Origin of the sequence: Streptomyces sp. NBC_01351, assembly GCF_036237315.1 — a bacterium.
Lineage (GTDB): Bacteria > Actinomycetota > Actinomycetes > Streptomycetales > Streptomycetaceae > Streptomyces.
Window position 1 is genome coordinate 7,752,493 of record NZ_CP108356.1, and the last position, 25,935, is coordinate 7,778,427.

The 25,935-nt window shown below is 72.4% G+C and carries 27 protein-coding genes; 14 read left to right on the forward strand and 13 right to left on the reverse strand.

Annotation, left to right across the window (positions count from 1 at the left end):
- Positions 1-69 precede the first annotated feature (69 nt).
- Both OG625_RS35705 and OG625_RS35710 read left to right on the forward strand, forming a co-directional pair.
- Entirely contained in the window at positions 70-936 is an 867-nt protein-coding gene (locus tag OG625_RS35705; RefSeq protein WP_329389279.1) for a LysR family transcriptional regulator, read from the forward strand.
- Positions 937-983: 47 nt separating this feature from the next.
- Positions 984-1,490 carry a hypothetical protein gene (locus OG625_RS35710; RefSeq protein WP_329389281.1) on the forward strand — a complete coding sequence of 169 codons (507 nt, stop codon included), beginning with the start codon at positions 984-986 and terminating at the stop codon, positions 1,488-1,490.
- An 11-nt stretch (positions 1,491-1,501) separates the two neighbouring features.
- Here the strand turns inward: OG625_RS35710 and OG625_RS35715 are convergent, their stop codons facing one another.
- The 3 genes from OG625_RS35715 to OG625_RS35725 form a co-directional block, all read right to left on the reverse strand.
- Positions 1,502-2,347 carry an alpha/beta fold hydrolase gene (locus OG625_RS35715; RefSeq protein ID WP_329389283.1) on the reverse strand — a complete coding sequence of 282 codons (846 nt, stop codon included), beginning with the start codon at positions 2,345-2,347 and terminating at the stop codon, positions 1,502-1,504.
- 74 nt (positions 2,348-2,421) lie between these two features.
- Positions 2,422-3,174: an SDR family NAD(P)-dependent oxidoreductase gene (locus OG625_RS35720; RefSeq protein ID WP_329389285.1), complete on the reverse strand. Its 753-nt coding sequence runs from the start codon at positions 3,172-3,174 to the stop codon at positions 2,422-2,424.
- 44 nt (positions 3,175-3,218) lie between these two features.
- On the reverse strand, positions 3,219-3,659 hold the full coding sequence (locus OG625_RS35725) for a MarR family winged helix-turn-helix transcriptional regulator (RefSeq protein WP_329389287.1): 441 nt from the start codon (positions 3,657-3,659) through the stop codon (positions 3,219-3,221).
- A 261-nt stretch (positions 3,660-3,920) separates the two neighbouring features.
- Here OG625_RS35725 and OG625_RS35730 point away from each other — a divergent pair, with 261 nt between their 5' ends.
- Complete coding sequence (locus tag OG625_RS35730) at positions 3,921-4,418, forward strand: hypothetical protein (protein ID WP_329389289.1); 498 nt, start codon at positions 3,921-3,923, stop codon at positions 4,416-4,418.
- Positions 4,419-4,484: 66 nt separating this feature from the next.
- Here the strand turns inward: OG625_RS35730 and OG625_RS35735 are convergent, their stop codons facing one another.
- Both OG625_RS35735 and OG625_RS35740 read right to left on the reverse strand, forming a co-directional pair.
- On the reverse strand, positions 4,485-5,096 hold the full coding sequence (locus OG625_RS35735) for a hypothetical protein (RefSeq protein ID WP_329389291.1): 612 nt from the start codon (positions 5,094-5,096) through the stop codon (positions 4,485-4,487).
- Between the two features lie 76 nt (positions 5,097-5,172).
- Positions 5,173-5,604, reverse strand: a complete 432-nt coding sequence (locus OG625_RS35740) for a hypothetical protein (RefSeq protein ID WP_329389293.1) — start codon at positions 5,602-5,604, stop codon at positions 5,173-5,175.
- A gap of 200 nt (positions 5,605-5,804) precedes the next feature.
- On the opposite strand from OG625_RS35740, the gene OG625_RS35745 reads away from it, so the two are divergent.
- The 3 genes from OG625_RS35745 to OG625_RS35755 all read left to right on the forward strand — a co-directional run bounded on the left by OG625_RS35745 (position 5,805) and on the right by OG625_RS35755 (position 7,653).
- Positions 5,805-6,287 (forward strand): cupin domain-containing protein, encoded by a 483-nt coding sequence (locus OG625_RS35745; RefSeq protein WP_329389295.1) that lies wholly within the window; start codon positions 5,805-5,807, stop codon positions 6,285-6,287.
- A 79-nt stretch (positions 6,288-6,366) separates the two neighbouring features.
- Positions 6,367-6,936, forward strand: coding sequence for a DUF4232 domain-containing protein (locus OG625_RS35750; RefSeq protein WP_329389297.1), 570 nt, complete (start codon positions 6,367-6,369; stop codon positions 6,934-6,936).
- A 60-nt stretch (positions 6,937-6,996) separates the two neighbouring features.
- The gene (locus tag OG625_RS35755) at positions 6,997-7,653 is read left to right on the forward strand and encodes an NAD(P)H-dependent oxidoreductase (protein ID WP_329389299.1); all 657 of its coding nucleotides are present in this window, start codon (positions 6,997-6,999) and stop codon (positions 7,651-7,653) included.
- A gap of 69 nt (positions 7,654-7,722) precedes the next feature.
- Here the strand turns inward: OG625_RS35755 and OG625_RS35760 are convergent, their stop codons facing one another.
- The gene (locus OG625_RS35760) at positions 7,723-10,521 is read right to left on the reverse strand and encodes a hypothetical protein (protein ID WP_329389301.1); all 2,799 of its coding nucleotides are present in this window, start codon (positions 10,519-10,521) and stop codon (positions 7,723-7,725) included.
- Positions 10,522-10,727: 206 nt separating this feature from the next.
- On the opposite strand from OG625_RS35760, the gene OG625_RS35765 reads away from it, so the two are divergent.
- Positions 10,728-11,300 (forward strand): GNAT family N-acetyltransferase, encoded by a 573-nt coding sequence (locus OG625_RS35765; protein ID WP_329389303.1) that lies wholly within the window; start codon positions 10,728-10,730, stop codon positions 11,298-11,300.
- Positions 11,301-11,304: 4 nt separating this feature from the next.
- Here the strand turns inward: OG625_RS35765 and OG625_RS35770 are convergent, their stop codons facing one another.
- A complete protein-coding gene (locus OG625_RS35770) occupies positions 11,305-11,502 on the reverse strand; it encodes a hypothetical protein (RefSeq protein WP_329389305.1) in 198 nt (65 codons plus the stop codon).
- Positions 11,503-11,772: 270 nt separating this feature from the next.
- On the opposite strand from OG625_RS35770, the gene OG625_RS35775 reads away from it, so the two are divergent.
- Positions 11,773-12,507 carry an SOS response-associated peptidase gene (locus OG625_RS35775; protein ID WP_329389307.1) on the forward strand — a complete coding sequence of 245 codons (735 nt, stop codon included), beginning with the start codon at positions 11,773-11,775 and terminating at the stop codon, positions 12,505-12,507.
- A 93-nt stretch (positions 12,508-12,600) separates the two neighbouring features.
- Here OG625_RS35775 and OG625_RS35780 read toward each other — a convergent pair whose 3' ends face one another.
- Entirely contained in the window at positions 12,601-13,062 is a 462-nt protein-coding gene (locus OG625_RS35780) for a GNAT family N-acetyltransferase (protein WP_329391239.1), read from the reverse strand.
- A 224-nt stretch (positions 13,063-13,286) separates the two neighbouring features.
- Here OG625_RS35780 and OG625_RS35785 point away from each other — a divergent pair, with 224 nt between their 5' ends.
- The gene (locus OG625_RS35785) at positions 13,287-14,369 is read left to right on the forward strand and encodes a DUF5954 family protein (protein ID WP_329389309.1); all 1,083 of its coding nucleotides are present in this window, start codon (positions 13,287-13,289) and stop codon (positions 14,367-14,369) included.
- A 100-nt stretch (positions 14,370-14,469) separates the two neighbouring features.
- Positions 14,470-16,473 (forward strand): PE-PGRS family protein, encoded by a 2,004-nt coding sequence (locus OG625_RS35790; RefSeq protein WP_329389311.1) that lies wholly within the window; start codon positions 14,470-14,472, stop codon positions 16,471-16,473.
- Here the strand turns inward: OG625_RS35790 and OG625_RS35795 are convergent.
- Entirely contained in the window at positions 16,451-17,668 is a 1,218-nt protein-coding gene (locus tag OG625_RS35795) for an erythromycin esterase family protein (RefSeq protein ID WP_329389313.1), read from the reverse strand. The two genes, OG625_RS35790 and OG625_RS35795, sit on opposite strands and share 23 nt — an antisense overlap.
- A gap of 58 nt (positions 17,669-17,726) precedes the next feature.
- Here OG625_RS35795 and OG625_RS35800 point away from each other — a divergent pair, with 58 nt between their 5' ends.
- Positions 17,727-18,476, forward strand: a complete 750-nt coding sequence (locus tag OG625_RS35800) for a TioE family transcriptional regulator (protein WP_329389314.1) — start codon at positions 17,727-17,729, stop codon at positions 18,474-18,476.
- 46 nt (positions 18,477-18,522) lie between these two features.
- On the opposite strand, the gene sigJ is transcribed toward OG625_RS35800, so the two are convergent.
- Positions 18,523-19,560 (reverse strand): RNA polymerase sigma factor SigJ, encoded by a 1,038-nt coding sequence (gene sigJ / locus OG625_RS35805; protein WP_329389316.1) that lies wholly within the window; start codon positions 19,558-19,560, stop codon positions 18,523-18,525.
- Between the two features lie 245 nt (positions 19,561-19,805).
- Between sigJ and rox the strand changes: the two genes are divergently transcribed.
- The gene (gene rox, locus OG625_RS35810) at positions 19,806-21,233 is read left to right on the forward strand and encodes a rifampin monooxygenase (protein ID WP_329389318.1); all 1,428 of its coding nucleotides are present in this window, start codon (positions 19,806-19,808) and stop codon (positions 21,231-21,233) included.
- A 126-nt stretch (positions 21,234-21,359) separates the two neighbouring features.
- On the opposite strand, the gene OG625_RS35815 is transcribed toward rox, so the two are convergent.
- Positions 21,360-22,328: a CHRD domain-containing protein gene (locus OG625_RS35815; RefSeq protein ID WP_329389320.1), complete on the reverse strand. Its 969-nt coding sequence runs from the start codon at positions 22,326-22,328 to the stop codon at positions 21,360-21,362.
- 179 nt (positions 22,329-22,507) lie between these two features.
- Between OG625_RS35815 and OG625_RS35820 the strand changes: the two genes are divergently transcribed.
- Together OG625_RS35820 and OG625_RS35825 are read left to right on the forward strand one after the other, a co-directional pair.
- The gene (locus tag OG625_RS35820) at positions 22,508-22,987 is read left to right on the forward strand and encodes a COG4315 family predicted lipoprotein (RefSeq protein WP_329389322.1); all 480 of its coding nucleotides are present in this window, start codon (positions 22,508-22,510) and stop codon (positions 22,985-22,987) included.
- Between the two features lie 75 nt (positions 22,988-23,062).
- Positions 23,063-23,470 carry a hypothetical protein gene (locus OG625_RS35825; RefSeq protein WP_329389323.1) on the forward strand — a complete coding sequence of 136 codons (408 nt, stop codon included), beginning with the start codon at positions 23,063-23,065 and terminating at the stop codon, positions 23,468-23,470.
- A 55-nt stretch (positions 23,471-23,525) separates the two neighbouring features.
- On the opposite strand, the gene OG625_RS35830 is transcribed toward OG625_RS35825, so the two are convergent.
- Together OG625_RS35830 and OG625_RS35835 are read right to left on the reverse strand one after the other, a co-directional pair.
- Positions 23,526-24,620, reverse strand: a complete 1,095-nt coding sequence (locus OG625_RS35830) for a serine hydrolase domain-containing protein (protein ID WP_329391242.1) — start codon at positions 24,618-24,620, stop codon at positions 23,526-23,528.
- A gap of 227 nt (positions 24,621-24,847) precedes the next feature.
- Positions 24,848-25,744: an alpha/beta hydrolase gene (locus OG625_RS35835; RefSeq protein ID WP_329391244.1), complete on the reverse strand. Its 897-nt coding sequence runs from the start codon at positions 25,742-25,744 to the stop codon at positions 24,848-24,850.
- Positions 25,745-25,935: the final 191 nt, after the last annotated feature.

Here is a 25,935-nt window from a genome sequence, read left to right on the forward strand (position 1 = left end):
CGGCCCGTCACCATCCATGCGTCCAACACATGGTTGTCATCGGAACGATCGCATTGAAAGATGGATCGAATGGAACTCAGACAGCTCCGGTACGTCGTCGCCGTCGCCGAGACCCGGAACTTCACCCGGGCCGCCGCGCGGTGCTTCGTCGCCCAATCGGCGCTGAGCCGCCAGATCGGGAACCTGGAGCGCGAGTTGGGGGCGAAGCTGTTCGCCCGGACCAGCCGGCGGGTGGAACTCACGCCGGCCGGGGAGGCGTTCCTCGTCGGCGCGCGGCAATGCCTGGAGGCTGCCGAGCGGGCAGCCGCCGACGCGGCGGCGGCGGTGGGCGAGGTCTGCGGCCGGCTGCTGATCGGGACCATTCCCACCGTGGTCGCCGTCGACATCGCCGAGGTGCTCCAACGGTTCCGCGAGCGGCACCCACAGGTGCGCGTGGGGCTGCACGTCGGTGCCAGCGACGCCATGACGGCCGAGGTCGCCGCCGGTGACTTGGACGTGGCCTTCCTCGGCCTGCCGGCCGGCCACGAGCCACAGGGCGTCGCGGCGCTGGAACTCGCCCGGGAACAGCTCGTCGCCGTGGTGTCGCTCACGCACGACCTCGCGAACCACGACCGGGTCACCCTCCGGCAACTCGCCGCGTCACCCTTCGCCGACTTCCCCGCCGGTTCCCCGGGCCGGGTGCAGAGCGATCAGGCCTTCGAAGCGGCGGAGCTGGAGCGCGAGGTCGCCTACGAAATGATGTCCGTCGAGCTGATGACGCGCATCGTCGGCCGGGACCTGGCGGTCGCCCTCCTCCCCGCCACCGTCGCCCACGCCAACCCGGCCGTCCGCGCACTCCCGCTCACCGACGGACCGAGCCGCGTCGAGTACCTCGTCTGGAGCAGGTTCAACCCGACGCCCGCGACCAGCGCGTTCCTCTCCACGTTCCGGCCCTGACCTCGCCGGGGTGTGGTGGCGCGGTGAGGCCCTGGCAGGATGGGGGCATGTTCGATTTCGGCATCGCGGGCTACCAGCCAGTGTGGTTGAACCACTGCAGTGACCTCGTGCGGGAACACGGGCCTCGCCTGCGTGGTCTCGAAGGCCGCACCCTCACCAGTGTCTGGACGGTCTGGGACCTTGAGGGCGACGAGTGGTTCTGCGACTGCCCCGTGGTGTTCGACTTCGAGGGCGAGCAGGTGGAGATCAACCACAACAAGTTCGACGATCTCTCCGTCACGTGGAACACGATCGAAACCGCGCGTCCCGTACGGTGGCCCGGTTTCCGCCTGCATTGGCGCCCCGACCCGCTGCCGGAGCTCCACGCTCTGCGGGGCCGGCCACTCGCCGGGGTCGAACTCCTCGAGTGGACGGGCCGGGACCTGGCCCAAGGAAGCGTCAGTGTCAGCTTCGTCTTCGAGGAGCGGCGGGCCACCGTCTTCAACGCCCTCGACGAGAACGGGCTGAGCTTCGATCCGCCCGATCAGCGGCAGCGGTCCCATCCGCTCCGCTGACCCGTACGCGGTCAGTTCAGGAACTTGACGGTGGTCGACACAAAGCCCTCGGCGTCATCCAGCCACGGGTAGTGGCCCGCGCCAGATTGGACGACGAACTCGGCGCGCGGGAACAGTTCGGCGAAGCGGGCCAGCACCTGCGGGGGTGAGGCCAGGTCGTACTCGCCGGCGAGGACCAGGATCGGCGTATCGAGCGTCGCGATCGCCGCCCGGGTGGCGCCCGGGTCGAAGGCTCCCTCGGATCCGAAGACTTCGGCTGCCGCCGCGTTCCACTGGACCTCCTCGGCGGCTCGGTGGGTCCGGGCCGTCTCGTCCCAACGGCCGTAGAGGAACGGCGCGATGGACACCCAGTCGTCGTCCGTGGCCTCGCCCGCGTCGATGGCTTCGAAGGCCGCCGAAGCCGCCGTGAACCAGGGCTCGCCCGTGCGGAGCCTCCCGACCTCGCGCCGGTCCTCACCGGTGACCGCCAGTCCGACGGCGTCTGTGCCGGGCGTTATGAGGGCGAGCCGGCCGACGCGGTGCGGGTACCGCTCCACGTACCGCACCGCGAGGTTGGCGGCGGCGGAGTGCGCGAGCAGGTCCATGCGGTCGAGGCCGAGGTGCTCGCGCAGCGCCTCGACATCGGCGACCAGGCGGTCGCAGCGGTAGGAGCCGGGGTCCTCCGGCGTCGCGGACAGGCCGGCGCCCCGCTGGTCGGCCACGATCAGCCGGCGGCGCGTGGGGAGCCCACCGAGGTCGCCGAGGTAGGCGGAGTCCCGCATCGGTCCGCCCGGGAGGCAGACCACGGGGTTGCCTGTGCCGTCCCCGAGGGCGTGGTAGGCAAGTTCGGTTCCGTCGGGCGCAGTGAGAGTGGGCATGGTTGGTTGTGACCCCAATGTGGTGTGCGAAGTCGTCGTGGATCCGGAGCGGTGCGGAGCGGAGCGCCGAGGCGTCATGTCGGGCTGAGGAAGTGGCCGTCCGTTCTGATGGCTTCGCCGGTGGTGTTGGTGTTGGCGGCCGAGCAGAGGAAGACGATCACGCGGGCGACGTCGTCGGGGTGGGTGACGGTCTGGGTCGCGGCGGCCCTGCCCGCCTTTTCGAGCAGCTGGGGCGGCACGTGCTTGTCGGCGGGGGTGAAGCCGGGCATCACCACGTTGGTGAGGATGCCCTCCGCGGCCAGTTCGCGGGACATGACGCGCGTCAGCCCGTGCAGCCCCGACTTGGCGGCGATGTAGGGAGCACTGTGGGGCAGGCCGTCCTCGACGAGGCCGGTGGAGACGTTGACGATGCGGCCCCAGTGCTGTGCGCGCATGTCGGCCACGACGGCGCGGGCGAGGAGGTACGGGCCGACCAGGTTCGCGGCCACCGACGAGGCGAACCGGTCGGGCGGCGCGGTGTCGAAGAGCTCGCCCGGTTCGGGCCAACCCGGCCACTGCACCGCGCAGTTGACCAGGACGTCGATCGGCCCGAGTTCCCGGCGGGCGTGCTCGACCGCTTCCTCCAGCGAGTCGGGCCGGCCGAGGTCGAGCTGCCGGCAGATCGCGCGGGCCCCGCGCTTCTCCGCCAGGGCGACGACCTCCTCGGCCGCGCGGCGGTTGGCGTGATAGCCGACGGCGATCTGCGCCTTCTCGTCGGCGAACGCCAGCGCGGTCGCTCGGCCGATGCCCGAACTGGCGCCGGTGATCAGGACTGTTCTGCCTGCCAATCCCAGGTCCATCTGTTCCCCCTTGGTTTTCCCTGACGTGCGTTCTAAGGACGGTTGTCGCGGATCTTGTTCAGGATCCGGGTGAGCTCAGTGGTTTCCGCTTCGGTGAGTCCGCTGGTGGAGGCCCTGTCGGCGTCCGCCCAGGCGGTGACGACCTCCTGGACGGCGGCTTCGCCGCGCTCGGTCAGGCGCAGCCGGGTCACCCGTCGGTCGGCGGGGTCGGCGGCGCGTGCCACGAACCCGGTCCGTTCCATGCGGGTGATGGCTTTGGCGACGGTGGGCTGCTCGAAACCGAGCCGCTGAACCAGCTCCGCCTGGGTGGTCCCGGGATGCTCGTGAACGTCCACCAGTAGGAGTTCCTGTCCCAGGTGGAGGCCGAGCGGCCCCACCCTGAGCTGCAGTTGGGCGCGGTGGGCCTTGGCGGCCTCGCTGAGCGCGTAGCCGACCGGCCCGGTCGCGGCCGCGACCGCACGGCCGCTCGTCACGTGGAGACCGGGGGCTGCAGAGCCCGGACGCGGACATCGAAGGGTTCCATAGTCGGCTATTCTATAGCCGACTATGGAACCCTTTCAAGGGCCCGAACCGCACTGTCCGGACGTGATGTCGAGGCGGAGCCGAAGATCGCGTATACCTCTCTGTGGGCAGCGATGCGGACGGCCACGGATGAGCCCCGCAGCTGCCCGACCGAACCGCCCTACAAGCGAAATGAAGCGACTCGTACCGTGAACGACATAGACCCGGCACCCATGGCACCCATCGAGGACACGCGCTTCGGCGCGATCACCGTCCGGCAGGACGGCCAGGACCGCATCGAGGTCGCGGGCGAGGCGATCCCGCACGTGGTCCTGGAGCGCGACCCGGCGGCGGAGGCCGACCCGCAGATCGCCATCGGCACACGTGACCCGGCCCGCCTCACCCTGCGAATCGACGGCGTGGAAGTGGAGTTGAAGCCGGCCAAGGGCAGGCTGAGCCGCCGCTCGTACCGGGTGGACGTGGAGTACGAGGGGACGAGCTACCGCCTGGTCCCGGACTCCGTCCCCAGCAGCCGGCTGACCCGCGACGGCGCGCACATCGGTGACTTCTCCTCGGACGGCGACGAGATGGTCATCGCCGAATGGCGGGAGGGTTCCGAGATCCGGCCGGCGGACGCGGCGATCGGCTACGCCCTGGCCTCGGCGTTCGGCACGGGCGGACTGCCCATGTGGATGATGATCGTCGACGGCGTGAGCAGCGCGCTCCCCTAGACCTCAGACCTCAGACTTCAGACCATGGACCTTGGACACAAGGCCGGTCGGCTGCTGTCGCTGTGTTCATGCCGCTCCCCGCGACTTCCACGACCACACCGCGTGCTCCAACCCGCCGGGCTCGTGACCGAGAGCGGCGGCCGCGCCCTCGTACGCGCTCCGCAGCGCCTCGTACCGCAGGCCGACGACCCCCGCATCCGCCGCGAAGGCACGCAGGTGCACATCCACGGCGACCTGGGAGCGGCCGACGAGGTTACCGATGTAGTCCACGGTCTTCGGCCCGACCCCCTTCACCGAACGCAGCGCGGCACGGTTGGCGGCGTGGTCGAGCCACACGTGGAGGTCGGCCCGGGTGTCGACGCCCTGGGCGGCCAGCAGATCCGCGATGCCGTGGGCCGTCGCGACCCGGCGGGGGTCGGCGAAGTCCATGGCGACGGCGAGGTCTTCGGCGGCGAGCCGGGAGCGGAAGCCGCCGACGGTGGCCGCGTCGGGCCACGCCGCCTGGAGCCGGAGAATCCGCGGCCGGATCGTGAACTCGTACTTCCGGCGGGCCTGGAAACTCGCGTCGCAGATCACGGCGCCCATGTGCGTCCAGCCGCCGGGAGGCGGGAACGGGCCGTCGCCGAGGACGGCCCGTACGTGGACGGTGAGCTGCCGGACAGGGTCGAGTGCCGTCATGGGCCCATCATTGCCTTGTGCCAGGCGGCTCCGCAGCCCGATGGGGCAACGGCCCCTCCGGCTCGCGGTACCCGCGTCAGTCGAGGGCGTCGAGCAGCGCCCGTGCCCCGTTCGCCAGGGCCGCCAGGTCGGCGCGGGAGGCGCTGACGGCCTCGATGTGCGGGACCCCGTCCCGGCGGGAACCGAAGTACGCGTCGACGATGACGTACGGCTCCGACTGGTCGAAGCCGACCACCGCGTCCACCCGGGCGTAGCCGTCGTCGTACAGCGGCAGGGAGTCGGACTCGCCGGCCCCGGCCGCCAGGGTGTCGAGGATGCCGCGGGCGAAGCCCCGTACGTCCTCCGCGCGCGCCACGCCCAACAGGTGCGGCGTGATCTCCACGAGCCAGCTACCGTCCACCGCCCTGCGCCAGACGGTGAAGCGGACCGACTGGCCCCGGCCGTCCTCCAGGGCGCCGAACTGCGCCGCGATCTCGCTGTCTTCCCGTATCGCCCGAACGTCGTCCATGCGCAGACGCTATCCCCACAGCTCGGCGGGAGCCCGGCGGACTACCGAGGCCCTGCGAGCCGGAGGCGATCGGTAGCCGCTCGATCCATGGCGTGCGCAACCGGTCGCCGCCCCCGGGGAAGAACCACGCGGGGCGGCAGGTTGTGAACATGGCTACGTGTGCGCACGCATGCGCACACAAGACACGGGAGGGGAAAGAGATGTCGTACCCGGAGCCCCGCTATTTCGCGGACAACGGTGAGGCCAGCGCCGTGTTCAGGCCGGTGGACACGCCGGCCGAGCTGTCGTCTCCGAAGGGGGACGCCACGCACTACCTGGCCACGAAGGCGTCCACCAACGGGGAGTTCGGCCTCTACCGCGTCGAGATGAGCGCCGGCGCCGGCGGTCCGAAGACGCACTTCCACAAGACCATCTCGGAGTCGTTCTTCATCCTGGACGGGACGGTACGGCTGTTCAACGGCGCCGACTGGATAGACGCGAAGAAGGGCGACTTCCTGTACGTGCCGCAGGGCGGCTTGCACGCCTTCCGCAACGACTCGGACGCGCCGGCGGAGATGCTGATGCTGTTCGCGCCGGGGGCGCCGCGGGAGGAGTACTTCGAGGGGCTGTCACAGCTCGCCGACGCGACCGACGAAGAGCGCACCGAGTTCTTCATCAGGCACGACTCGTACTTCGTCGACTAGCCGGTCCGCCGGCCCTTGGCGCGCACCCGAGCCGGGATGGTGCCACGCTGGACATGCAGTCTTCCCGTGGAGAAGAGCCATGGCCCGTGCACTCACGCGTGATCCGGCGGCGCAAGCCTCGCGCATGCCGCTGGCCTCGGCCCTCCTGGCCTGTGCTCTGCTCGCCGGGCCAGGCGGCCCGATGGCCGCGGCTGCCGGCGGACGCGACGACGTACGAGCGGGTTCCGTACCCCCTTGCCAGGGCAGCGGGCTCGTGGCGGACGGTGCCCAGCGTCTCGGGGCGACCCGGATACGGATCACCGTGGTCAACGAAGGCCCGCAGCCCTGCGCCCTCCAAGGCCATCCCACCCTCGCCCTCGCCGGCCAGGGCTCCCCGCACCGGAACAGGCCCCTCGCCGTGCACAGGGAGGGCGTCGCGCGGCCGGTGCAGCTGGCCGTCGGAGGTGTCGCGGAAGCCCTCGTCTCGTTCACCCCGGTCCTCGGTGAGGCCGACGGATACTGCGCCTCCCGCGACGCCGAGCCGTTCGTCGCGCCCTCGATGGTCGTGGGCATCGCAGGCGGCCGGTTCCAGCTGGCACTCGACGACGGCGGGAACTTCGCCCTGTGCGGCGGCAGCGTCCACGCCACCGCCTTCCGTCCGGCCTCCTGAACCGGGGGAGACGAGTGCAGCGGGTAGTGTCGATCACGGCCGTGTCGACAGGGGGACAAGATGCGTACAGGCGTGTATCTCGCACATCCGCGTCCGGGGAGCTTCAACCACGCGGTGTTCGACGCCGTCGTGAAGGAGCTGCGCGGGCAAGGGGCCGAGGTGTTGGCGCACGACCTCTACGCCGAGGGCTTCGCACCGCTGCTCACCGCCGAGGAGACGGGAACGGTCGAGTCGGCCGCACCCGCCCACGACGCGCAACTGGCGCTGCACCGACGCGAAGTGGCCACACTGGACGCCATGGTGTTCGTCCACCCGAACTGGTGGGGCATGCCGCCCGCCGTCCTGACGGGCTGGGTGCAACGCGTACTCGTGCCCGGAGTCGCCTACAAGCTGGGTACCGCGGAGGGTGAACCCGCCGGTCTCCTCAAGGCGGGCAGGGCCCTCGTCCTGAACACCTCCGACACCCCCGCCGAGCGGGAAGAGGGGGAGTTCGGCGACCCGTTGCAGCGGATCTGGTCCGCGTGCGTCCTGCCGTACGTCGGCGTCTCCGACGTGCGCCGGGTCGTCTTCCGAACGGTCACCGACTCGGCCGAGGAAGAACGCGCGGCCTGGTTGGAGCGGGCACGCCTGGAGGCAGCCTCCCTCTTGGTGCAGCCGAGTCCGCTCGGTGCAGACGGCGGGCGGTGGCCCGTCGTCCGGACGGGAGGCGGGTCGTGAGCGGCCACCGCGCGTCGCGGCCCACGCCCGACCGGGGACTGTGGCCGGCCGCGGTCCCCGGCACGCCCGTCACGCGGACAGGCTCGGCAGCCCCCAGGCGCGTCGGACCCGCTCGATGAGTACGAGGGCGCTGTACGGGGAAACGGCCAGCTCCAGCCGCATGTCGGCGAGACGTTGGGCCGAGCCGTCCGGCTCACCGGCTTCGACCACCCCGCTGCGCTGGTCGAAGCCGGTGGGGGTGAAGATCTGGAGCAGGGTCAGCACGTACGCGACGTACGACCGGGCTTCGGCGATCAGCGAGCGGGTCCCCTCGGGAAGCGCCGCCTCGCCCACGGCCGGGTGGCGGGCGAACGCCCCCAGCACCGCGATGAGTTGGTCGGCACTCTGCGGGGTCGCCGCGTCCAGCCGCTCGGCGAGGAGCCGGTGCCCGACCATCACGGGCGCGCTCTCCGGCGTCCACGACTGGGCGGCCAGCAGGGTCCGGAACCCGGCCAGGGTATCGGACAGTTCCTCCGCCAGCATCAGCAGAGCGATGTCGGGCAGTTCCACGTACGCGGTGCTCTGGCGCAGCTCGACCAGGCCGAGCGCGCACCGGATGAGATCGCGCGGGATCCCGCCGGACAGTGCGTGGGCGAGGACGGCGTACGGGCGGGGCAGCCCGGGCACGCGCTCGGCCAGGATCGCCACCGACTCCGTCACCGTCATCGGGCGCACGTGGACCACGTCGTCGAAGGTGCTGTCCGTGGTGTCGCGGTGCGGCAGCCCCCGACGCACGAACCCCGCGCTGACGTCCTCGGCCACCGACACCAGGCAGTAGATCCTGGGTATGCCGAGGATCGCCTTGATCTCGCCGAGAAACGTGCGCGCCTGCTCCGGCGTCCCCATCCGGTCGAGTTCGTCGATGCACAGGAACACGTGACCGCCGCTGCTCTTCGTGGTCAGCTCGTCCGCGATCGCCCCCACCAAGTCCCGGAACTCCGCCACCAGTTGGGGGAAGTTCGGCGGCATGCTGGAAAGGGTGGAGGCGTGTGCGCTCCCGAACAGGGCTCCCGGGGCCAGGTTGAGGGCGGCGGACGTGCCCTGGACCGTGCGGAGCCGGTAGAGCTGGTCCAGGCAGCGCCGGGCGAGATCGGTCTGCGTCGAGCGCCGTTTGCGCCGCGGCGCCGCGAAGGCGACCAGCGCCAACCCGACCATGAGCAGCCCCAGTCGGGCGGGGTTCTCGGCGTCGTACACGATCGGGCGGGTGATCGAGAAGGCCGACATGAGGGCGATGAGGGAGAGGCCGCTCAACGCCGCGCCCATGAGTGAACGGTCGCCTCCGGTGAGCCGGCGCGGGAAGCGGGAGCCGACGACGAGCAGGAACACGAACGGCGGAGCGCCCAACGTGACGACGATGGGCACGACCTCGGCCACCGAGCCGTTGAGATCGCCGAGGGGAGGGAAGGCGCGGTAGCAGTTCGCCAAGCCGTCGACCAGTGGTACGGCCGTCACGAGCCAGCCGACGGCCCACAGGAGGACCCAGCCGGCCCGGTCCTCCTTCTCCACCCCCAGGAGGCGGCGGAGCCGGCCGGGTGCGCGAAGGCGCCACACCGCGTAGCCCGCGTACACGATCGTCAGGGAGAAGAGGACGGACTGGCCCCGCCACATCAGGATCACCGTCTGGACGAGGTCGTGGCCCGCCTCCGTGACCGGGCCCAGCAGCCCCTTGCCGTGGCCGCCCCACCATCCGCGCACCGCCGCGGCCGTGCCCAGGACCAGCAGCGCGGCAGTCGGCACGGCGAACAGCAGCCAGCGGACGCCGCGCCGGACCCGCCCGACGGCCAGGCGCCGCAGTCGTACGAGCCCCGACAAGCGGCTGAAGTCCGGAACCGGTTGGCCGTTCTGCCACAAGTACCGCTCGCACACCCCGATCAGGCAGGTCAGCAGGAAGTCGTACGGGGTGTAGGCGGCGGGTACGGCGACCTTGATCACCAGGTCCGGCTCGGGCACGCTTTCCGTGCCGAGTTCCGGGGGCTCGTGCCGCAGCAGCCGGCTCGCGGCGTCCAGCAGGGTGGTCTTGCCCACGCCGCGCGGCCCGCTGAGCGCGATGGTCCCGCCGTCGATCAGGCTCAGCTTGCGCGCCAACTGGGTCGCGCACGCACTGCGTACGAAGAACCGGGCGTCGCCGCGGGCCCGAAGGCCCTGGTAGCCGTCGTACATCAGGACCGAGTGCGGGTCCTCCCCGAGCAGTGCCTCGATGACCTCCAACAAGACCTGGCGGGCACTGCGCGCGGTGAAATCGGTGGCGAGCTCCCGCAGCGTGCGGTCGACCTCGCTGTCGTCCAGCAGCAACAGTTGCAGGCGGGATCGGGAGTACGCGGGCAGGGCGCGCAGTTGACGGCGGGCGAGGGGGCGCCGCCACAGCCAAGCGCCCACCGCCAGCAGGAGCCCGGACTCCGCCAACTGCACACCGATCGGCACCCCGTCGTACACCCCGGGAACGGCCAGCACCGCGATCAGGGTCAACAGGGCGGCCACCGAGGCCGGCTCCAAACCGATCTGGGCCCGCGCCCTGGCCAGCCGGCGCCGCGTCCGCGTCCGTCCTTCCAGGGCCCGGCACACCGCCACGTGGGCATCCGCCCCGAGCGCGAGCACCCGCTCCACGGCAGCCGGCGCCTCCATGGCGGCGCGCACCGCGTCGGCCGTCACCTCCGGGCGGCTCTGCAGCCGGCCGACGATGGCCTGCTCGGTCAGCAGCTGCTCGACCGCGCGCCGGTACACCGCGGCCTCCGCAGCGAAGCGCCAGCCACGGAACGGCGCGAGCGGAACGACCGCCGGCCCGGCCGGTTCCGGCGGAGCGGCCCCTGGATGCGTCACGGCCTCCGTCATCGCTCGACTCCTCCCCAACGGCGCGGCCGGGCGAGCGTAGAACGCCCCGCCGGACTCGCGCAGTCGAACGCCACGATCGCCGCCGCCGCGGTCCGCGCGGGCGGGCCGGCCGCCGGGTGTGGTGGGTACCGGAAGACGAGACACGACACCGCCGGACCTCACGCGGCCCGCAGACCGTGGACCGGGCTCCGTGCCACTGTGGTGTCATGACCATCGAAGTTCGTCCGGCCTCGGCCTTCGAGGACGTCCGCCTGGTGCTCGGACCGAAGTCACCCGCGTCCAACGTCTGCTGGTGCCTGAGCTACCGGATCCCGTCCAAGCTCAACAACGAGCTCCGCGGGCCCGCCCGCGGCGAGTACGTCGCCGAGCTGTGCCGGGCGGAGCCGCCTCCGGGAGTGATCGCGTACGACGGCGACGAGCCGGTCGGCTGGGCGGCGGTGGCGCCGCGCGCGGACACCTCCTTCGCGCACAGCCGGAAGATCCCGCACGTGGACGACCTGCCGGTCTGGTCGCTGTGGTGCATCCGCGTACGACCCGGCCACCGCAAGCAGGGCATCTCCCACGCCCTCATCACCGGCGCCGTCGAGTTCGCCCGCTCCCACGGCGCACCGGCGATCGAGGCATACCCCCTCGACAACGGTGACGCCAAGGTCGACCTGACGATGGCGTACGCCGGGATCCGGAAGAACTTCGAACGCGCCGGATTCGTCCACGCCGCCGACACCACCTCGGTGCTGGCCGGGCATCCCCGGATCCTGATGCGGCTCGACCTCCGCTGACGCGTCAGGCGGAGGCACTCAGGTCGCTCGGCTCCTCGGCCGGCGCGCACGGGCCGCCGGCGGCCGCACCGTCGAGCGCGGACGCCGCCGCCCGCTGGCGGCGGACGTGGCGGCCGCGCACGGCGGCGTACAGCGCGGCGACGACGAGCCCGGCGGCGAACCAGGCGGCGAGGACCACGGCGATCGTGGGGAGCACGGACACGAGGGCTCCTCGGGGTGTCGGACGGCAGGGCCGGGGGACGGGCAGGGCAGCGGCGTCGGCCGCTGTCTCGGATCAACGAGCGGGAGGGCGTTGACGGTTCGGCCGCGGTCCCTCGTGCCGGGACGAACTCGCCGCGTCGCATGCCTGGTTCCCGCTGCCGAGGCACCTCACACGCGCCGGGGATCCCCGTACGGCTTTCCGCGGCGGTGCCGCGCCCGCCCGGGTGTGGTTATCGGCCCGTTTCCGTCGGCGGGGTGGCAGGGTGGGGGTATGTGTGGTCGATATGCCTCCTCGCGGGCCCCGGAAGACCTGGCAGGCCTCTTCGACGCCGAGCAGGACTCCGGCGCCGGGGAACTCGGGCCTTCGTGGAACGTGGCTCCCACCGATGACGTGTGGGCGGTCCTGGAGCGGGCCGACCGGGAAACCGGGGAGGTGGCGCGGCGGCTGCGGCCGGTGCGGTGGGGTCTGGTGCCGTCGTGGGCGAAGGATCCGGCGGTCGGCTCGCGGATGATCAACGCGAGGGTCGAGACCGTGCACGAGAAGCCGGCGTACCGGCGCGCGTTCACCCGGCGGCGCTGTCTGCTGCCCGCGGACGGCTTCTACGAATGGGTCGCCGTGCCCGCCGAGGGCTCGGCCAAGGCCTACAAGCAGCCGTACTTCATCCGCCCCGAGGACGCCGGGGTGATGGCCATGGCCGGGCTGTACGAGTTCTGGCGCGACCCGGCCGTCAAGGACGACGACGACCCCTCGGCCTGGCTGACCACGGCCACGATCATCACCACCGAGGCCACCGACCAGGCGGGCCGGGTCCACCCCCGCATGCCGCTGGCCCTCGACCCGGGGGACTACGACACCTGGCTCGACCCCGCCCACCAGGACACGGCGGACCTCCGCGCCCTCCTCCACACCCCGGCCGGAGGCCGCCTCGCGGTGACGGCGGTGTCCACCGCGGTCAACAGCGTCCGCAACAACGGCCCCCACCTGCTGGACCCGGCCACTCCCTGAGCCGGGCGGTGCTGGCCCGCACCGCCGGCACCCCGGGCGACCGACTCCCTACGACACGCCCGCCGCCGGAACGGCAGCGCCGTGAGGTCCTCGTCAGGCGACGCGACGGGCCAGTACCTGTCCCGGCCACGCCTCGGACAGGAAGCGGTCGGTGCGGGTGAATCCGTTGCGCTCGTAGTACGCCACCAGCTCGCCCGCGCCGCCCGCCCAGCAGTCGACGCGCAGCAGCTCCACGCCGGCCCGACGGGTCTCCTCGGCGGCGTGGGCCAGCAGCGCCGCCCCGACTTCCAGGCCGGCGTACCGGCGGTCGGAGACCAGCAGGCGGACGTACCGCTCGGGTTCCCCGGCCGGCGCGATCGGCATCTGCGGGCTCGGCCCGGTGTCCAGCACCAGGGCTCCGACCGGCGTTCCGTCCAACTCCGCGATGTACGGGGTGTTCTCGGTGGTGTACCGCTCGACCCGAGCCACCCCGCCGGGCTTCTGCGAATACGGTGTCGTGCCCCACTGCTCGGTGTTGCCGCGAGCGTTCATCCAGGCCACCGCGGAGTCGAGCATGGCCAGAACGGCCGGTGCGTCGGCCAGGCTGCCCGGTCTGATCCGTATGCCGTTCGTGCTGCCGTTCGTACGGTCGTTCGTGCTGTCGTTCACGGCGGAAGTCTAGACAAGGCCGCGCACGGCCGCCCCTGACCCCCGTCGGCCCGAAGAGCGTCGGAGACACCCGAGGGTGGGGAATCGGCGAATTCGGGGCGGCGGCGCGCAGCGGTTGCCACGATGAGGTCATGGAACCTCGGGATGTGGGGCCGGGCGGGGCGCGGCCCGTGGTGGTGCGGGTGCCGGTCGAGCCGGTGGAGGCGGCGATCGAAGCCGACGCGATCGACGCCGCGGCGCGCGCGGGCAACGTGGTCGTGCGCGGCCCGCTGTTCGGGGTGGCGGCGCAGGGTGCCGGGGACGGGCCGCGGTGGCGGGTGGTGCTCGAAGTGACGTCCGGCTGCCCGCAGCTGGCCCGCGACTCGCTGAACTCGATGCTCTGGTTCCGTGCGAAGGACGACGCGAAGGACAGGGAGGAGCGGCGCTCCCTGCTGGCCGCCGTCGCCAGGCTGGAGAGCGAGCGGGTCGACGCACTCACGGCCGCCGGGACCCGGTACCGGATCGTGCGCGCCGAGGAGTACGCGGTCGCGGGCCCGGACGGTATCGAGCAGCCCCGCCCGACCGACCCGGAGCCCCCCGTCCCGAACTGGGACCGCGCCGCCAGGGACCCGGGCATCGACGACGGCCTGCTCCTGGACCCCGACGCACCGGTCACCCCCACCCAGGCCGTCGAGCAGCTGGCGCTGCGCACCCTGCACTACACCGGGGAGCGGTTCCCCGAAGACGTACGGGCCGACGCGCACCGGTCACTGGACACCCACCCGGACGTCCTCCTGCTCCCGGCGACGTTCACGGTCGTGGAGCAGACCGCCGCGCGCGGCTGGAGCCCGGTCGCGGGCCCGCACCCGACCGCGCACGCCGCCCGCAAGTCCCTGGACTTCTCCCTGACGTGGATGTGGCCACGGATGCACGGCCTCATCCCCGAGGGCGCCGACCCGCGGTCCGACGCGCGCACCCACGCAACGGCGCCGGCCGACCAGCGGGCGGCCGCCGCACTGGCCGCGTACGTCGAGGCCGCCGACTCCCTCCGGACCGGGCGCGTCCACCGGCTGGAGTTCCAGGGCACCGTCTACCAGATCGTCCGCACCCGGCGCCTGCTGCGGTGGGGCCCCGACGGACCGGAAGGACCGCGCCCGTCCGACGTCAACAGCCAGGAACCCACCCGCATCCACCTCGCGCTCGACGAGGACGGCCAGGTGATCCCCGAAGACTGAGCGGCGCTCCGGGCCGACCGGCGACACCCCCGCCCACCGTGCAACCGAAGGCTCCGGGAGATGATGCCGGGACGCACGAGGGGGAGGGGACACGGCGGACGTGAACGACTACAGACGGCGGGACGGCGAGAGCTACGAGGCGCTGCTCGCCACGATGGGGCTGGAGCCCGTGGGCACGTGGTGGCTTCCGGGGATACGGAGGGCCGCCACGGCACGGCGGCTGCTGGCCGCCGCCGACGGCGTACCCGCTGTCGGGCCGGACGAGGCGGCCGGGCTCGTACTCGCCGGAGGCCACGAGTTCCTGCTCGCCTTCACCGGCCCGCACGCCCCCCGCGGCTGCGTGGGCAACGCGTGGCGCCGGGTCCGGATCCTCGCGACCGACCCGGTCGGAGCCCTCGCCGGTCTGCTCACCGGGGCCGACCCCGACCCGCGCGGGCTGCTCCTGTCCGCCCCGGACGGCGAGACCTTCGCCGGTACGGTGCCCGGCGTCGGCGGGGCCCCACGGCTGCTCGTCCTGTCCGGGGTCGGCGCGCGGATCGACGCGGCGGCCGAGTCCGCGGCGGGGGAGAGCGCCGAAGAGGCCACGGCCGCCTGGGCCGGGTTCCTGGCCGGGTCCGACCCGGACCCGCGCGTCCTCGAAGCCTGGACGGACGGCCTCACCGCGAACAGGAGCACCCCGGAGGACATTCGCCGGGACCTGCTCCTGCGCTCCCCGCACCGGCTGCGAGGGCTCCCGCCGGACGAGCTCGTGGAGGCGGTGCTGGCGCAGCCGGATCCGAAACTCCGACTCCAGGCCGCGGAGATGCAGCCGCACCTGACCCCCGCCCACTGGTCCCGGCTGATCCGCGCGGCCGACACCGAACGGGAACGCTGGATCCTCGCCATGCTCGCCGCCGACCGGGGCACCGCGCTGGCGGAAGAGACGTACGCGACCCTGGTGGCCGATCCGTCCACCCGCGTCCGGGCCGAGGCCGCCAGACTGACGGGCCTGCCCCCGCGCCACGCCGCCGTGCTCGCGGAGGACCCCGACGCCGGGGTCCGGGCAGCGGCCTGCCGCACGGCCTGGTCCGTACTGTCGGCCGACCGCCGCGAGGCCCTGCGGACCGACGCGGCGGCCGGCGTACGGACCGAGGCGCTCCTGCGGCACCACGAGGACGAGCCGCTCTCGCGGGAGGCCTACGCGCGCGAGGAGCCGGGGGAGCGCGCCCTCGAACACTGCCGCCTGGGCCCCGACCTCGTCGAGCACCTCCTCGCGACCGGGGACGCCCGCCTGCGCACGGCACTCGCGGCCAACCCCCGGCTCGACCCCGAAACCGTGGCCCGCCTCGCCGGGGACACCGACGAAGGGGTCCGCCACACCGTCGCCCTTCGCGCCGATCTCACCGAGGAGCAGCGGGCCGCGATCCGGGTGGACGTCGATCCGGGCTCCCGCTCCCACACCCTGCCGTGGGTCGCGGAGCTCCACGAGGACCCGGACGCGATGCGACGGCTCGCCGCCTCCTCCCACCACCTGGTCCGCCGGAGCGTGGCCCGGGCCCGGAGGCTCCCGCCGGACGTGGTCCACCGCTTGGCCTGGGACCCGGACCGGGTCGTCCAGCTGTTCCTCGCCGAATCCTGCGAGGACGCACCCGCCGAGATGCTGCTGCGGGTGTGGACCTGGTGGACCGGCAGCCTGTCCTCCCCGGGGCGCCCCCGCAGCCACCCCAACTTCCCCCGCGAAGGCATGCTGCGGTACGCGGACGACCCGCACGGGCGGATGCGGCGGCTCGCCCTGGACGACCCGCTCTCGCCCCCCGAACTCGTCGCCCGGTTCGCCCGGGACCGAGACCCGGAGGTGCGCCACCGGGCAGCCGAGGACCCCCGCCTGCCGATCGAGGACGCCGCCCGGCTGACCGAGGACCCGGACGACTCCGTCCGAACCGTCGTCCTGCGGCAGCGGAGCCTTCCCGCGAGCGTGCTCACGGCGCGGCTGCGCGATCCCGAGGCGGTCCGGGACGCCGCCTGCAACCCGGGCATCCCGCCGCACGTGATCCGCGCGATGGCGACCCGGTGCGCCGAGTGGAGGCAGGGCACGGCGCCGGCTAGCTCCGCGGGACATCCTTGACGAACACGAGCCCGTCGCTGTCCGCCAGGTGGGCCGGGTTGAGCGGGGCGTAGCCGAACCAGGGGGATACGCGCGGCTCCGGCCGCGTGCCGCCCAGGGCGGTGGCAAGCCGCGCCGCGTCGACGACGCAGCGGTCCTCCGGGAGCGCGTACAGGAGTCCCTCGACGGTGTCCGGCGGCGGCGTGTCCACTCCCTGGTGCCGGATCGTGCCGAGGGCCGTGGCCACGAAGGCGTACTCCTCGCCGAGCTCGGCGCTCACCAACGCACCGGCACTCCACCACTCCAGCGGCATCCCGCCCATCCGCATCGTGCTCTTCTCCCGCTGGAGATGGGAGTTGTGGGCGTGGACGAACGCCGGGCCCCGAGCGGCCACGGCGAGGAGGGTGCGCGCCATCATCAGGTCCCGCAGGCCCGCCAGCCGGGACAAGCGGGCCGGTGAGGTGTCGGCCATCCAGTGGTGGTAGCGCAGCAGGCCGATCGCGGTGCGCCCGTACAGGCACGCCCGGTCCCATGCGTCGTACGAGGTCCCCGTGCGCAGCTGCGGCGTGTGCGCGTCGAGCAGCGCCACCAGTTCGTCGGCGAGCAGCCGCACCTGCCCGGCCTCGGCCGACTGCCCCACGGACCGGGCCGGTTCCATCATCGCGGCGGGATCGGTCCACCGGTCGTCGGTGCCGAGCAGCCGGTCGAGGGCTTCCGCGGTACAGGGGAGCAGGTCCGCGTCCAGCCGGGCCGACAGGTAGCCGTGGAGTGCGGTGAGGGCCCGCCGCGGGCTCGCGGCGCCGGTGATCTCCAGCGGACCGTCGAAACCGGCGAAGCGGAGCCGATCGGACGGGGGGCGGCCGTCGTTGTCCGCGCGGATGTTGTGGGCGCGCATCCAGCGGACGAGCTCGCGGTTGGCGGCGGAGGTGCCCCAGCCGTGACTGAATCCGTGCTCCATGACCTCGTCGAGGGTGCCCTTGCCCGAGGTGACGTGGTCGTCCACGACCAGGCCCCGCAGGCAGTCGCTCTCGATCGCGATCGTCCGGTAGCCCTCCTGCTCGACGAGCTGCCGGAAGAGTTCGTTGCGCAGGTGGAGAAGGGAGTCTTCGCCGTGGGTGGGCTCGCCGAGGGCGAGCAGCCGGGGCCGGTTCGGGAGCAGCCTCATGACGGAGGCAGCGTCGACGGAACGGGCGGTGTCCTTGATGTCGGTCGCCATGCCTTCAACGCTATCGTTGAACCTTCGGTTGAAACTTTTCCGCGATATCCTCGGTCTCATGGCGCCAAACCTTCAAAGCGGTGGTCGGCTCCGGCCGGTTGACCTGGCGCGCGGGCACGGTCTGTCGACGCAGGCGATCAGGAACTACGAGGAGGCCGGCATCCTTCCGGCCGCCGGTCGCACACCCCACGGCTACCGCACCTACACCTCGGTGCACGCCGGGGCCCTGCGCGCCTTCCTCGCCCTGGTGCCCGGCCACGGACACCCGACGGCGACGTCGATCATGCGCGCCGTGAACCAGGGCGGGGTCGACGAGGCGCTCCGGCTCGTCGACGAGAGCCACGCCCGGCTGCTCGACGACCGGCGGACCCTTCAGGCCGTGGAGAACGCCCTGCGCGACCTACCGCCCACCACCACGACGACCGAGACCGCGACCGAACCCGGCGCGGCGCTGTCCGGGCCGGGCGGTACGTTCGTCGGACCGCTGGCGGCGCAGCTCGGCATCCGGCCGGCGACGCTGCGCAAGTGGGAGCGCGCCGGGCTGGTGCACCCGCGCCGCGACCCGCTGACCGGGTACCGCGTCTACGAAGAGGCCGACGTACGGGACGCCAGGCTGGCCCACCAGCTCAGGCGGGGCGGCTATCTGCTGGATCAGATCGCCCCGCTGATCGCCCAAGTGCGGGCCGCCGGCGGGCTGGAGCCGCTGGAGGCCGCACTGGGGGACTGGCGCGCCCGGCTGTCCGCCCGTGGGCGGGCGATGCTGGCCGGGGCCGCCGAGCTGGAGGCGTACCTGCGCGAGCGGGAATGAGCCGGCGGCGCGCGGCCGGGTGACCGCGACGCCGCGGGCGTCGTGCTCAGACGGCCGGCCCCCGGTCCGGCGCCGCGGAGTCCGAAGAAAGCAGAGGCGCGGGCGCGGGCGGGGCCGCCGGTCTGCCGGACTCCGCCGCGGGGTCGTCGTCCGGGGTCCACGGGCGCAGTTTCTCGGGGTTGCGGACCGCCCAGATACGCGTGATCCGGTCACCGTCGAGCGCGAACGCGGCGACCGTCACGGTGGCCCCGCGGATCTGGGCCACGAGACCCGGTCGGCCGTTGACCGAACGCTCCAGGAGCGTCATACCGGGCGCCCTGATGCCGATCTCGATGAGGTAGCGGGCGATCAGGCCGCTGCCCGAGACCGGGCGGAGCGCGGCGCCGACCAGACCGCCGCCATCGGCGATCATCGTGGCATCGGGGTCGAGCAGGCCGACCAGGGCGGCGATGTCCTGGGCCTCCCACGCCTGCTTGAAGTCCCGTACGACGCCGGCCTGTCCGCGCGCCGGAGCCATGGAAGTCCGGGCCGCGCCGATGCGACGCCGCGCGGACGAAGCCAGTTGCCGGCAGGCGGCCGGCGTCCGGCCGACGATCGTGGCCACTTCGGTGAAGGGGTAACGGAAGACGTCGTGGAGGATGAAGGAGACCCGTTCGGCCGGAGTCATCGACTCGAGCACGACGAGGAAGGCCATGTCGACCGACTCGTCCAAGGTGACCCGGTCGGCAGGATCGCCCCCGCCGTGGTCCAGCCGCCCGCTCATCCACTCCGTACGGTCGGGCAGCGGCTCCGGGACCCATTCGCCCACGTACCTCTCGCGCCGGGCCCGCGCCGAGCCGAGGAGGTCGAGACAGATGCGGCCGGCCACCTTCGTCAGCCAGGCGCCGGGGGACTCGATGGCCTCCTGCTCCTCCCGGGACATGGCGTACCAGCGTACGTAGGTCTCCTGCACGGCGTCCTCGGCCTCGGCCAGGGAGCCGAGGAGCCGGTAGGCCAGATTGGTCAGCTGCCGGCGCTCGCTCATGATCAACGTCAGGCCCGGATCGGGCTCGCCGTCTCCCGGCGCGGGCGTTGTTTCGGTCATGGTCTCGACGGCTCCCTCGTTCAGGTCTTGCCTCATGATCCACGACGAGACGTTCGGACCGAGGGGCGGACGCCTCGTGCGCTGCACAGGGCAGGAGCGCGGGAGAGGCGGACCAAAGAGAAAGGCAAGGAGGTGAACCACTCCTTGCCACTCTCAACATATAGCGCACAGGGGGGCTTGCGGCAAGATCCCCTTCGTGCCGCAGAATCGTCGACCTGAGCCAGAACCAGGGGGAATGGGCTTTCATGATTGACGTGATCATTGCCGGCGGTGGACCGACCGGTCTGATGCTGGCCTCCGAACTGCGGCTGCACGACGTGCACGTGGTCGTCCTGGAGAAGCTGACCGAGCCGACCGAGCAGTCCCGCGGGCAAGGCCTGCACGCGCGCAGCGTCGAGATGATGGACCAGCGCGGTCTGCTGGACCGGTTCCAGGCGGTGAGCGAGAAGTTCCAGGTCGGCGGACTCTTCGGCGGCATCCTCAAGCCCTGGCCGGAGCGGCTGGACACGGCGCACCCGTACGGCCTCGCCACCCCGCAGCCGGTCACCGAGCGGTTGCTCAACGAGCGTGCGCTCGAACTGGGAGCCGAGATCCGGCGCGGCTGCGAGCTGGTCGGGCTGAGCCAGGACGAACACGGCGTGAGCGTCGAGCTGGCCGACGGTACGCACCTGCGCTCGCGCTACCTCGTCGGCTGCGACGGCGGACGCAGCACGGTGCGCAAGCAGCTCGGTGTCGCCTTCCCCGGCGTACCCGCCACGGTCGAGACGCTGCTGGGGGACATGGAGGTGACCGAGGACCCGGCGACGATCGCTGCCGTCGTCGAGGAAGTCCGCAAGACCCAGCTGCGGTTCGGCGCCGCCGCCAACCCGGACGGTACGTACCGCATCGTCGTGCCCGCCGACGGAGTGGCCGAGGACCGGGCGAGCGCGCCGAGCCTGGAGGAGTTCCAGAAGCAGCTGCGGGCCCACGCGGGCACCGACTTCGGCGTGCACTCGCCGCGCTGGCTGTCCCGGTTCGGCGACGCCACGCGGCAGGCCGAGCGCTACCGGGTCGGCCGGGTCCTGCTGGCCGGCGACGCCGCGCACATCCACCCGCCGACCGGCGGGCAGGGGCTCAACCTCGGCATCCAGGACGCGTTCAACCTCGGCTGGAAGCTGGCCGGGGCGGTCGACGGGTGGGCTCCCGAGGAACTGCTGGACACCTACCACGCCGAACGGCACCCGGTGGGCGCCCGCGTGCTCGACAACACCCGGGCACAGATCGCGCTGTTGGGGACCGACCCGGGTGCGACCGCACTGCGGGAGCTCTTCTCGAAGCTGATGGACTTCGAGGAGGTGAACCGGTACGTGACCGAGATGATCACCGCGGTCGGGGTCCGCTACGACTTCGGTCAGGGCCATGAACTGCTCGGCCTGCGCATGCGGGACGTGGAGCTGAAGCAGGGGCACCTCTACGGGCTGATGCACGGCGGCCGCGGGCTGCTGCTCGACCGGACCGGGCTGCTCTCCGTGGAGGGATGGGCGGATCGCGTCGACCATGTGATCGACGCCGGAGAGGAACCGGACGCACCCGCACTGCTGTTGAGGCCGGACGGCCACGTGGCGTGGGTCGGTGACGATCAGCAGGAGCTGCTCGCCCACCTCACGAAGTGGTTCGGCGCCGCCGCGGGCTGATCGGGCGCCCGCGGATCGATCGGGCGCCCGCGGATCGATCGGGCGCCCGCCGGCTGAGCGCGCGACAGCGGCGGGCCCGCCGCACCCCATGTGCGACGGGCCCGTCCGTTGCGCGGCCGGCACGGATCAGCGGAACAGCTGGCCGCGTACGGCCCCGTCGGGGAACTCCGCGGTGTGGATGTTGGAGTAGTGATCGCGGGGGTTCTCCTGGAGCCGGCGGACGTCCTCGGCCTTCTGTCCGGTCAGCTTGCCCGAAACGGCGAAGATCCCTTCGGGGACGGGCTTGTCGAGCAGGTTGAAGACCACGTCGCCGTTCTTGCCGAAGGGCCCGCGGTGGATGTGACCGAGGGTCGGGCTCTTGATGTTGACCCAGGCCAGTGAGTAGTCCACGTTCGTCCCCGAAGGCTGCAGGAACGTCGCGGCGAAGCCGTCGGGGTCACCCACCTTGGAGGTGTCGTTCTTCGGTACCTCCTGGGCGCCGTTGGACAGAGCGCGGAGCTTGCCGCCCTTCAGGATGGAGAGCGGGTTGACGGGCCGGTTGAGCGCGCCCAGTTGGCCGCGCACCGCTCCTCCGGGGAACTCGGCGCTGTGCAGGTTGACGTAGAAACCGGCCGGGTCGGTCCGCAGCCGCTGTGCGAGCGCCGCGTCGGTGACGGCCACCTGCCCGGCGGCGGAATGCACGCTCGAGGGCATGGCAGTGCCGAAGAGCGGGACCTTCACCGCTCCGTTCTGTCCCGCGACGCCCTCGTGGACATGGCCGAGGCTGGGCGTGAGTCCCTTCCAGTTCAGCGAGAAGGTCACGCGGTCGCCCTGCACCTGTACGAACGCGACCGCCTCACCGTCCGGGTCGTCGACGGCGGGTCCACCGGCGACCGGCACCTCCTGGTTGCCGTCGAGGCGGGCGACGAGTGTCACGGCGCGGCCGGACGAAGGAGCCTTGAACGCCGCGGGCGACCCGGCGGACCGGTCGGCCCCGGCGGTTCCCGGCGCGGCACCGTGCGCGCCGTGCCCGTCGTCGGCGTGGGCCGGGGCGATGGTGGTGGCACCCGCCGCGAGCAGGCAGGCCGTGGTCGCGAGAAGCCGCATCTTCGTCATGTGAGTCGTTCCTCCCTGAGAACCCGGCCCTCGGTGGCCGGTCACAGGACATACGGATCGCCCAAGCCCCTTGTTCAATATTGGATTTACTGATTTTCCATTGAACCGTCTGCCGGATGGGACCCGTGACCACCGAGAAAACCCGGTCCCGCACCCACTGCAGAAGGAAGATGAAGACGATGCGTGCCCCCAAGACCGCCACCGCGCTCGCCCCGGCGCTCGCACTGACCGTGCTGGCCCTGACGGCCTGCGGCGGCGGAGACTCCGCAGCAAGGGACGACGGCAAGCCCGCCGCGGCCGCCCCGCCGGCCTCCGTCCGCGTCGCGGACTCCGAGCTCGGCCCGATCCTCGTCGACGGAGCCGGCCGGACGCTGTACGGCTTCACCAAGGACAAGGCCGGTGCGAGCAACTGCGACGCCGACTGCGTCGCCGTCTGGCCGGCCCTCATCGCTCCGGAGGTCTCGGCGGGCGCGGGAGCCGAGGCGAAGCTCGTCGACAAGACCCCTCTGACCGAGGGCGCCACGCAGGCCAGGTACGGGGACTGGCCGCTCTACTACTACGTGGGGGACGCGGTCCCGGGAGACGTCAGCGGCCAGGGCCTGGACGACGAGTGGTTCGTGATCGGAGCGGACGGCAAGCTCGTCAAGCGCACGGCCTGACGCGGGCCCGCTACTCAGGTGGGAGTGAGTACCCGCGCCCTGCCCACCGTTCCGACGGTCCAGCACACTCATGGCATGAGCAACGCACCGCGGAACACCGTTCCCCCGCTCCTGACGGCCCTGCTGGCCGGTGTCGCGATGGCGGCATGGGCCGCCTGGCTGGGCTGGGACCAGCACCGTGACGTGCACCCCGACGGTTCGACGACCGGTCCCTACGAGGCGTGGCAGGTGATCGGGCTCGTACTGACCCTGCTGGTCCCGGTGTCCTGGGCGGCCTTCCGGAACCACGTCGCGGCCGCGGTGGTCGGCACCACGGCCGGGTTGACCATCGCCGCCGCCTACGACTGGTCCGACGACGCGACCGGGCTCTTCGGCGTCGGGGTCGCCCTCGTCCTGATCGGGAGCCTGGCCGTGACCGGCGCCGTGGCGAACCTGATCGCCCTCTTCGGCCGGGCGGCGGCCGGGCGCGGGCCCCGACGCTGAACCGTCGCGGGGGAGACGATCCTCCTCCGCGACGGATCGATGCCGTGGACTCCGGCTACGAGACGAAGGCCGGGCCCTGCGGGGCCGTGCCGCCGCACATCGCCTGCCGGTACAGCGTCTCCAGCGCGTCGTCGACGGGGTGGTGCTGCGGTGTCCCCGACGAGTCCGGCTTCTTCCACCTCTGGAGGTTGACCGCGACGGACATCTGGCGCTTGGCGTCGTCCCGGGTCAGGGAAATCGTTCCGGCGCCCCATACCGTGCCGTCGTGGCCCCAGAAGGTGCCGCACCCCTCGATGTCGACCTTGTGCAGACCGAGGCCGTACTGGATCGTCGATCCGTCCAGAGCGATGACCGGGATCGTGCGCTGCATCTCCGCCAGCGACGACCGGCTGACGATCCTGCCGTCGAGCAACTTGCCGTAGAAACGGTTGAGATCGTCCATCGTGGACACCAGAGCGGCCCCCGTCCCGGTCCACGACATGTTGTAGACGCTGTAGTCGCGCGGCGGGTCGATCGAGCCGAACAGGGCCTCGTACATCCGTGAGTGCGGTCCCTTGATGCGCGGTCCGGCCGGAAACTCGGTGTGCCGGAGCCCGGCACGCTCGATGACGTTCCGGGTGATGTACTCCTCGGCCGGGGTACCGGTCACCTGCTCCAGCAGCTCGCCGAGGAGCAGCCAATTGGTGTTGGAGTACACCCCTAGGGGGCCTCCGGGCTCGCCGGTGGGAGGCGCGGCCAGTCCCAGCTCGATCAGCTCGGCCGGGCGGAACTGCCTGAACCGGTGGTCGTCCAGGCTCTCGGGCGAGGGAGTCCGGAGGGACGGGAAGGCGTAGGGGATGTAGTCGGGGATGCCGCTGGTGTTGTTGAGCAGCATGCGGACCGTGATCTTCCGGCCGCGTTCTCCCGGCACGAGCTGCGGCAGGTGGTCGCCGATCGGCGCGTCGAGCCGGATCCGGCCCTGCTCGACCTGCTGCATGACGGCGGCGGCGGTGAAGGTCTTGGTGATGCTGCCGACGCGCTGCCGCATGTCGGGCGTCACGGGACGGCCGGTCGTGACGTCGGCGACTCCCGAAGCGCCGCGCCAGGTCCGGCCGGCATCGCGCACCTCGGCGTACACCCCCGGGATCCCCGCGCGGTGGACACCGTCCATGGCGGACTTCAGCCCGGCGGGATGCAAGGTGGTCGACCGGCTCGCGCTGCCGGCCGCCGCGGTCCTCGTCCCGTCGGGCACGGGAGCTGCCGCCACCGTGCCCGCACAGACGCTCAGCGCGGCCACGCTCGCGCACATCATCAGTCGGATCCTCAAGAAGGCCGTCCTCTCGTGGGCGATGAGCGCGTGCGACGGGGACGCTCCCCGTGCCGTTCGGCGTGCGCGGCTCACGCGCGCAGGGCGCGGCGCAGGACGGCGCCGAGTTCGGCGTTCTGCCGCTGCGAGACCTCGGCGAACACGAGCGCCTGCGACCCGTGGAAGGTGCCGGGCCACTGGTGCAGCTCGACCGACACGCCCGCCCGCATCAGCTGCAGCGCGTACTCGATGCCCTCGTCGCGGTTCGGACAGAACTCCGCGGTGGCGATGTAGGCCGGTGGCAGCCCCGACAGGTCGGATGCGCGCGCGGGGGCGGCGTACGGGGTGGCGGGCCGGGAGCCCAGGTAGTGCCGCCACGCCGCGGTGACCTTGCCGCGGTCGAACCAGGGCGTGTCGGTGAAGTTCCGCGCGGACCACGTCTCCTGCCGGTCGTCCAGTCCCGGCTGGTTGAGGAGCTGGAAGCGGATCGCCGGCCCCTGCTCGTCGCGGGCCCGCAGAGCCACCGCGGCCGCGAGGTTCGCGCCGGCGCTGTGTCCGCCGACCGCGATCCGCGCCGGGTCCGTGCCCAGTTCGGCAGCGTGCTCGGCCGTCCAGGCCAGCGCGGCGTAGGCGTCGTCCAGGGCGGCCGGGAAGGGGTACTCGGGCGCGAGGCGATAGCCCACCGAGATCACTGCCGCCCCGGAGAGGTCCGCGATCCGGGCGGCCCACGGGTGCTCGGTGTCCAGGTCGCCGAAGACTCCACCGCCGCCGTGCAGCCAGACAATGGCGCCCTGTGCCTGGTGCGGACGGTAGAGCCGTATGGGCACGCCCGGGTCGGCGGGGACCGTGCGGTCCTCGACCTCCATGTTCGAGGTATCCGGTGGCGGCGCCGCGGAGGCCCGCTCGGCGACCTCCTTGCGCGCGGCCACCGGATCGTTCATGTCGAGTTGCGGGAAGAAGGGGATGAACGCTTCGAGTTCGGGATCGATGAGGACCATCCTCACGGGGTGCCGCCCCCGAGGTCATCCGCCGACTGTCGGGCCTCCCGCCCCGATCACGCGCCGATCGGCGCGACCTCGCCCCGCCCGGTGGAGACGCCGAGCCGAGTGCCGAGACGGGCTGTGTGTTAAAATCACTGCGTTGGCCTTCGGAGCCGCCCCACCGGGTGTGCGTCGGAGGC

What these genes read in the sequence shown, in the direction of transcription:
- OG625_RS35705 (WP_329389279.1), top strand. Translation starts at nt 70, where the DNA reads ATGGAACTCAGACAGCTCCGGTACGTCGTCGCCGTCGCCGAGACCCGG.
- OG625_RS35710 (WP_329389281.1), top strand. Translation starts at nt 984, where the DNA reads ATGTTCGATTTCGGCATCGCGGGCTACCAGCCAGTGTGGTTGAACCAC.
- OG625_RS35715 (WP_329389283.1), bottom strand. Translation starts at nt 2,347, where the DNA reads ATGCCCACTCTCACTGCGCCCGACGGAACCGAACTTGCCTACCACGCC.
- OG625_RS35730 (WP_329389289.1), top strand. Translation starts at nt 3,921, where the DNA reads ATGGCACCCATCGAGGACACGCGCTTCGGCGCGATCACCGTCCGGCAG.
- OG625_RS35735 (WP_329389291.1), bottom strand. Translation starts at nt 5,096, where the DNA reads ATGACGGCACTCGACCCTGTCCGGCAGCTCACCGTCCACGTACGGGCC.
- OG625_RS35740 (WP_329389293.1), bottom strand. Translation starts at nt 5,604, where the DNA reads ATGGACGACGTTCGGGCGATACGGGAAGACAGCGAGATCGCGGCGCAG.
- OG625_RS35745 (WP_329389295.1), top strand. Translation starts at nt 5,805, where the DNA reads ATGTCGTACCCGGAGCCCCGCTATTTCGCGGACAACGGTGAGGCCAGC.
- OG625_RS35750 (WP_329389297.1), top strand. Translation starts at nt 6,367, where the DNA reads ATGGCCCGTGCACTCACGCGTGATCCGGCGGCGCAAGCCTCGCGCATG.
- OG625_RS35755 (WP_329389299.1), top strand. Translation starts at nt 6,997, where the DNA reads ATGCGTACAGGCGTGTATCTCGCACATCCGCGTCCGGGGAGCTTCAAC.
- OG625_RS35760 (WP_329389301.1), bottom strand. Translation starts at nt 10,521, where the DNA reads ATGACGGAGGCCGTGACGCATCCAGGGGCCGCTCCGCCGGAACCGGCC.
- OG625_RS35765 (WP_329389303.1), top strand. Translation starts at nt 10,728, where the DNA reads ATGACCATCGAAGTTCGTCCGGCCTCGGCCTTCGAGGACGTCCGCCTG.
- OG625_RS35775 (WP_329389307.1), top strand. Translation starts at nt 11,773, where the DNA reads ATGTGTGGTCGATATGCCTCCTCGCGGGCCCCGGAAGACCTGGCAGGC.
- OG625_RS35780 (WP_329391239.1), bottom strand. Translation starts at nt 13,062, where the DNA reads ATGCTCGACTCCGCGGTGGCCTGGATGAACGCTCGCGGCAACACCGAG.
- OG625_RS35785 (WP_329389309.1), top strand. Translation starts at nt 13,287, where the DNA reads ATGGAACCTCGGGATGTGGGGCCGGGCGGGGCGCGGCCCGTGGTGGTG.
- OG625_RS35795 (WP_329389313.1), bottom strand. Translation starts at nt 17,668, where the DNA reads ATGGCGACCGACATCAAGGACACCGCCCGTTCCGTCGACGCTGCCTCC.
- OG625_RS35800 (WP_329389314.1), top strand. Translation starts at nt 17,727, where the DNA reads ATGGCGCCAAACCTTCAAAGCGGTGGTCGGCTCCGGCCGGTTGACCTG.
- sigJ (WP_329389316.1), bottom strand. Translation starts at nt 19,560, where the DNA reads ATGACCGAAACAACGCCCGCGCCGGGAGACGGCGAGCCCGATCCGGGC.
- rox (WP_329389318.1), top strand. Translation starts at nt 19,806, where the DNA reads ATGATTGACGTGATCATTGCCGGCGGTGGACCGACCGGTCTGATGCTG.
- OG625_RS35815 (WP_329389320.1), bottom strand. Translation starts at nt 22,328, where the DNA reads ATGACGAAGATGCGGCTTCTCGCGACCACGGCCTGCCTGCTCGCGGCG.
- OG625_RS35820 (WP_329389322.1), top strand. Translation starts at nt 22,508, where the DNA reads ATGCGTGCCCCCAAGACCGCCACCGCGCTCGCCCCGGCGCTCGCACTG.
- OG625_RS35825 (WP_329389323.1), top strand. Translation starts at nt 23,063, where the DNA reads ATGAGCAACGCACCGCGGAACACCGTTCCCCCGCTCCTGACGGCCCTG.
- OG625_RS35830 (WP_329391242.1), bottom strand. Translation starts at nt 24,620, where the DNA reads ATGGACGGTGTCCACCGCGCGGGGATCCCGGGGGTGTACGCCGAGGTG.